The organism is Tistrella bauzanensis, assembly GCF_014636235.1.
Classification (GTDB): Bacteria; Pseudomonadota; Alphaproteobacteria; order Tistrellales; family Tistrellaceae; genus Tistrella; species Tistrella bauzanensis.
Genome location: NZ_BMDZ01000129.1, coordinates 1 through 5,245, shown reverse-complemented (window position 1 = coordinate 5,245; position 5,245 = coordinate 1). Strand labels below are relative to the sequence as shown.

The window sequence follows — 5,245 nt, the reverse complement described above, 5'->3', positions numbered from 1 at the left end:
CCTCACCCGAGGGAATCAGCCCCGCAGCGCGGGGGCAAGCGGACATCGACAGGGTTGGAGCCCATTCTGCAACAGGCTCTATTGCGATCAACTTTGGCCAAATGGCCAACCCTGCGGGTCTGGATGCTTATCTGGTTGGCCCGAACGGTTTCGAGTTGGAGGATTTGAAGCTTCCAGCCTATCAAAACCTGCCATTCGACTTTACGGCACTCGGCGATGCAATAGACCTCGCCATCCTGTATGCGGAGGCGCACGGTAATCGGCAAATCCGAGACTACTGCTCCCAGATGGTGACGCGCTTCCAGGCACTGGAAGATCGCCCTGAGTATGAATTCCTCCGGCATGAGGCGGGCGGCGCGGCCGCCGACAATGGAGAGCTGGAGTTTCTCACTCGGCTGGTCGGCCTGACCCGCAAGGGAACCGGCCACACCAAGGCCAATCAGATCATCATCATCGACATGAATGACGTCGAGGACGAGGTGGTCGAACTGGTCAGCGCCGTGATCGCGCGGATGCTGTTTCGCCTGCTCCGGCGCGCCGATCCGCGCAATCGCTTTCCGATCCATCTTCTGCTGGAAGAAGCGCACCGCTACATCTCGGCGACGCCATCCCGCTATGCAGTGGACGCGACCAAGATATTCGAGCGCATCGCCAAGGAAGGACGCAAATACGGCATGTTCGTGCTCTTGGCATCACAACGCCCGAGTGAGCTGTCCAAGACGGTTCTCAGCCAGTGCTCCAATTTCCTGGTTCACCGCATCCAGAACCCCGACGATCTTTCTCAGATTCGGCAGATGACGCCGTTCATCTCGGATTCGGTCCTGAAACGGTTACCGTCATTGCCTCGGCAGCACGCGCTGGTGTTCGGAACCTCGGTCAATCTCCCGACGACATTCAAGGTGCGGGAGGCATCACCGCGGCCGCGCAGCGACGATACCGCCGTGGTCGATTTGTGGTTCCACGAAGAAGGTCGAGCCGCCGGCATTCGACTCGCTCCGGTCGATACCGCTGGAGGGGAGCCGATGGCAGTAAACGAAGCGTCAGACGATGACATCTTTTGACCATCTGGAGACCCTGGCGCAGACGCTGGAGGCCACGGGAGACTACCGCGTCGTCCGGCGTCTCAAGCCGCGCCCTCGCATCGTTCCTCCGCTAGGCACGCCGCTGCGCCTTGGCCTGGTGGTCGATGTGGAGACCACGGGGCTCGACCATCAGCGCGACGAGATCATCGAACTCGCCATGACACCATTCAACTATGGCTTGGATGGCACCATTTTCAGCGTGGGTGACAGCTTCCAAGGGCTGCGTCAGCCGAGCGAGCCTATCGCCCCGGAAATCACCGCGATCACGGGCATCACCAACGAGATGGTGGCCGGCCAGATTATTGATCCCGCAGCGGTAGCCACATTCGCGGCGCCGGCTTCACTCGTCATCGCGCACAACGCGGCGTTCGATCGCCGTTTCCTTGAACGATTCAGCGAGATATTCTCGACCAAACCATGGGCATGCTCGCTCAGCCAGATCGATTGGGCAGCGGAGGGGTTCGAGGGCACAAAACTCGCCTATCTCGCTCAAGCCGCAGGCTTCTTCTACGACCGTCACCGCGCGATGCACGACTGTCTTGCTACGGTCGAGTTGCTGGCAATGTGGCTGCCCCGATCTGGCGTTACAGGTCTCAGCCGCCTCCTGGACGCCGCTCGTGCCGTTTCTTGGCGCATCTGGGCGGAGAACGCGCCCTTTGACCTCAAGGATGTCCTCAAAGCGCGGGGATACCGCTGGAACGGCGATCCCGGCCCGCAGCCGCGCGCATGGTATATCGACGTTCCCGAGGCTCAGTGCGAGGCCGAGCTACGGTTCTTGAGAACGGAAATCTATCGATATGAGGTCGATCCCCCGGTTCGGCGGATCGATGCCTATGATCGGTTTTCAGACCGGATCTGAGTACCGTCGAAGGCCGGGCTATTGCATGCCCTCCGGCACTTGCGGGCACTTCTTGGCAAGCGTGGCGCAGACGAACCTGTGCCGTTTCGTCATGTCGGCGCGCTTTTCCACTATGTGGTGCCTAGCGGTCATGGTTCTTGCAGCTGGCATCCTGCAACGCGTGGTTCTGGAGGCGGAAGCGGATTTCCTTCGAGATCCTCGCCTTGCCGGTCACCGTCTTGAATGTCCGACGCAGGTCCTTGCCTCAAATTTAGCAAGGAAGACGTCCACGAAACATCGGGCTATTCACCTTCCAGCCTCACGGAGCGACGCAGCAATATCGCTGATCGAGCGAAACAGGACCAGTCCATCATCTCTGGCAGGCTCAAATCCTCGGCGCCGCCAGAATTCGGCAGCCTCCCCGTCGACGGCGTTGACCATCAATGCCCGCCCACCGATCAGCGACGCGGCTTGAACGCAGCGTTGAAGGGCGTGCTTCACAAGGCCAGTCCCGATGCCCAACTCGGCCGAGCAAATATCGGTCGCGAGCTGGCCAAGCAGCATGCAGGGAATTGGATTAGGCGGCTGCCCCGTCCGGATGGAGCGCGGTAGCACAGATGGCACAACGGCTGTTGGTGCAAGGCCGTAATATCCCACCACACGCCCTGCCTCATGCACGACGAGAACGGCGGTAAAACCCTTCTGCTGATTGGAGAGCGCACGGGTTTTAAGCCAGTGGTCGAGCGTCGGCTTGCCACAGGTGAACTCAGAAACATCATGGGCGGCGGAAAGCGGTTCGGGTCCCGAAAGCTGCAAGGGACTACCGCTTTGCCACGTAGCCCGGCTCCCACGGCGCAGGCCGTTTCAGCACTTCGACCATCTCCGGAACAGGAGCGGCCGGGCGCGACAGCACATCCATGAACTGCGCAAAGCCTTCCGGGCTCATCCGGATCAGGCCCTGCTCCATGACGACCTCCTCGGCCGCGCGCACAGCGGCATCGCGCACGAAATCGGTGCGCGAACGGCCGCGCAGGCTGGCGGCACGATCGATCATGGCAACATCGGCCTCGGGCAGACGCATTGAGATCGGATATTCCTTGCGTTCGGCAGTGTTGGCCATGGCGATTCTCCTTAGCCGGAAGATAGCGCCTTGTATCTCTAAATACAATACGGCAAAGTCTCAACTGCAAGCAACAGCTTCCAAAGGACCAGCATCGAGGCGAATGATGACGGCGACAGCGAGCGATTCCGACAGGTCATTTTACTCTGCCGTGGCACGCCAGACTACGCCGCCGCACGCCATTACGCGCATCGGCACACCGATCGCCGCCAAATGTTCGCCCGTAAATTCCATTGCTTATACCGGGCATGAGACGAATGCTGTCAGTTATGACCTTGCGAGCCCCAGGAAACACAGCAAAGATGACAGGAGCACAGCGCGAAGCGCTGCTCGAGTCTTTGCTGCTGGACGAGCCGGAGTTGACGTTTACGCCGCGCGGCAGTCCCGATCCACGCCTTCTGCGTCTGGTCGGCATCTTGGCAAAGCAAGCAGCGCGGGAGTGCTTTGCAGAGGAAGTGACGTTGTCCAAGCGAAGGAGGAAGCGCACCTCCTGATGCGGATGGGAGCCATGTTTTGAAAGTCGCGATCTACGCCCGCTATTCTTCCGACAATCAACGCGACGCTTCCATCGCCGACCAACTTCGTATGTGCCGCCTCCATGCCGAAAAGCAGGGCTGGCAAGTCATCGAGGAATATACCGATCACGCAATTTCAGGCGCTTCGCTGATCCGTCCGGGCATCCAGGCCCTGATGGCCGACGCTATGGCCGGTCGCTTCGACCTGATCCTTTCAGAGGCGATGGATCGCCTCTCACGTGATCAGGAAGACATCGCCGGAATTTTCAAGCGCATGTCCTACGCGGATGTGAAGATGTTCACCCTCTCGGAGGGCGAGGTCAGCCATCTGCATGTCGGCCTCAAGGGCACGATGAATGCGCTGTTCCTCAAGGATCTTGCCGACAAGACACGCCGCGGGCAGCGCGGTCGTGTGGAAGCTGGCAAATCCGGTGGCGGCAACTCGTATGGCTACGACGTGGTCAAGAAGCTGGACGCCAATGGCGAGCCCATTCGCGGCGACCGCACCATCAACGACGCCCAGGCCGACGTGGTTCGTCGCATCTTCCGCGACTATGCTGCAGGCAAGTCCGCCAAGACCATCGCCTTCGCGCTCAACAAGGAGGGCATCCCCGCCCCTTCCGGCGGTGACTGGGGCTTCAGCACGATTAACGGCAACCCGAAGCGTGGCAACGGCATCCTCAATAACGAGATGTATGTCGGCAAGATTGTCTGGAACCGGCAGCGCTTCGTGAAGGATCCGAACACCGGAAAGCGGCAGGCCCGCCCAAACCCGGAATCGGAATGGGTCATCCAGGAGACGCCTGAGCTCCGGATCCTCGATGACGAACTCTGGAATGCGGTGAAGGCACGGCAAGAGAAGAACAAGCTCTCGCGGGATGACAACGGCAGCACGGATGTCCGCACCGTCAATCACCGACGCCGCCCCAAATACCTCTTCTCGGGCCTGACCAAATGTTCATGCTGTGGTGGCGGGTACTCCGCAATCTCGGCAACGCTGATCGGATGCTCGACCGCCCGCAACAAGGGCACCTGTGACAATCGCGTCAACATCCGCCGTGATGAGTTGGAATCGCGCGTGCTGAACGCCCTGCGCACGCGGCTCGTTGACCCAGCACTGTTCGCCCATTTCTGCGAGGTCTTCACGCAGGAGATGAACCGCCTGCGCATGGAAGGCCGCGCCGGCATTGCCTCTGCTGAAGCCGAGATCGCAAAGATTGATCGGGAACTAGCCAAGCTGCTAACTGCAATTAAGGCCGGTGGGCCAATCGAAGCGATCGTAGAGGAGATGAAGCAGCTTGAAGCCCGTAAGGCGGAACTGAAAAACTTCCTGGCCGAAGCGGACGAGCCCCCTCCTCTTCTTCACCCGAGTATGGCGCTGCAATACCGCAAGCGCATCCAGCAGCTCTACGAATCCCTTCAGGATGAAGAAGAGGGCAAGCGGGTAGAGGCAGCGGACACCATTCGCTCGTTGGTAGATCAGATCGTGCTGACACCTGTTGAGGGCAAGGTGGAGATCGACGTTCAAGGCGATCTTGCTGGAATCCTTACGATTTCCACGCAAACGAAAAACCCCGCCGGTCGGGCGGGGTCATCGCAAGTAAAGATGGTTGCGGGGGTAGGATTTGAACCTACGACCTTCAGGTTATGAGCCTGACGAGCTACCGGGCTGCTCCACCCCGCGTCGGGT

Annotated in this window: 6 protein-coding genes, 1 tRNA gene and 1 pseudogene; 4 read left to right on the top strand and 4 right to left on the bottom strand. The window is 60.0% G+C overall.

The genetic code is table 11. The features are described from left to right. Window positions 1-1,061 (top strand): ATP-binding protein (locus tag IEW15_RS24740; protein ID WP_229708805.1); only part of this gene is annotated, 1,061 nt, incomplete at its 5' end. Then, window positions 1,048-1,941, top strand: a complete 894-nt coding sequence (locus IEW15_RS24735) for a 3'-5' exonuclease (protein ID WP_188583087.1) — start codon at window positions 1,048-1,050, stop codon at window positions 1,939-1,941. The genes IEW15_RS24740 and IEW15_RS24735, both read left to right, overlap by 14 nt. 18 nt (window positions 1,942-1,959) lie before the next feature. Here IEW15_RS24735 and IEW15_RS26660 read toward each other — a convergent pair. The 3 genes and pseudogenes from IEW15_RS26660 to IEW15_RS24725 all read right to left on the bottom strand — a co-directional run. Then, window positions 1,960-2,182: pseudogene (locus IEW15_RS26660) on the bottom strand (site-specific integrase); the annotation flags it as partial. A 44-nt stretch (window positions 2,183-2,226) separates the two neighbouring features. Beyond that, a complete protein-coding gene (locus IEW15_RS24730) occupies window positions 2,227-2,736 on the bottom strand; it encodes a GNAT family N-acetyltransferase (protein WP_145206354.1) in 510 nt (169 codons plus the stop codon). Between the two features lie 4 nt (window positions 2,737-2,740). Continuing rightward, window positions 2,741-3,040, bottom strand: coding sequence for a type II toxin-antitoxin system TacA family antitoxin (locus IEW15_RS24725; protein WP_188583085.1), 300 nt, complete (start codon window positions 3,038-3,040; stop codon window positions 2,741-2,743). Between the two features lie 302 nt (window positions 3,041-3,342). Here IEW15_RS24725 and IEW15_RS24720 point away from each other — a divergent pair, with 302 nt between their 5' ends. Together IEW15_RS24720 and IEW15_RS24715 are read left to right on the top strand one after the other, a co-directional pair. Continuing rightward, window positions 3,343-3,534 (top strand): hypothetical protein, encoded by a 192-nt coding sequence (locus IEW15_RS24720; protein WP_229708802.1) that lies wholly within the window; start codon window positions 3,343-3,345, stop codon window positions 3,532-3,534. A 19-nt stretch (window positions 3,535-3,553) separates the two neighbouring features. Continuing rightward, window positions 3,554-5,206, top strand: coding sequence for a recombinase family protein (locus IEW15_RS24715; RefSeq protein WP_188583089.1), 1,653 nt, complete (start codon window positions 3,554-3,556; stop codon window positions 5,204-5,206). On the opposite strand, the gene IEW15_RS24710 is transcribed toward IEW15_RS24715, so the two are convergent. Continuing rightward, window positions 5,163-5,239: transfer RNA gene (locus tag IEW15_RS24710), tRNA-Met, on the bottom strand. The genes IEW15_RS24715 and IEW15_RS24710 overlap by 44 nt on opposite strands. Window positions 5,240-5,245 lie beyond the last annotated feature (6 nt).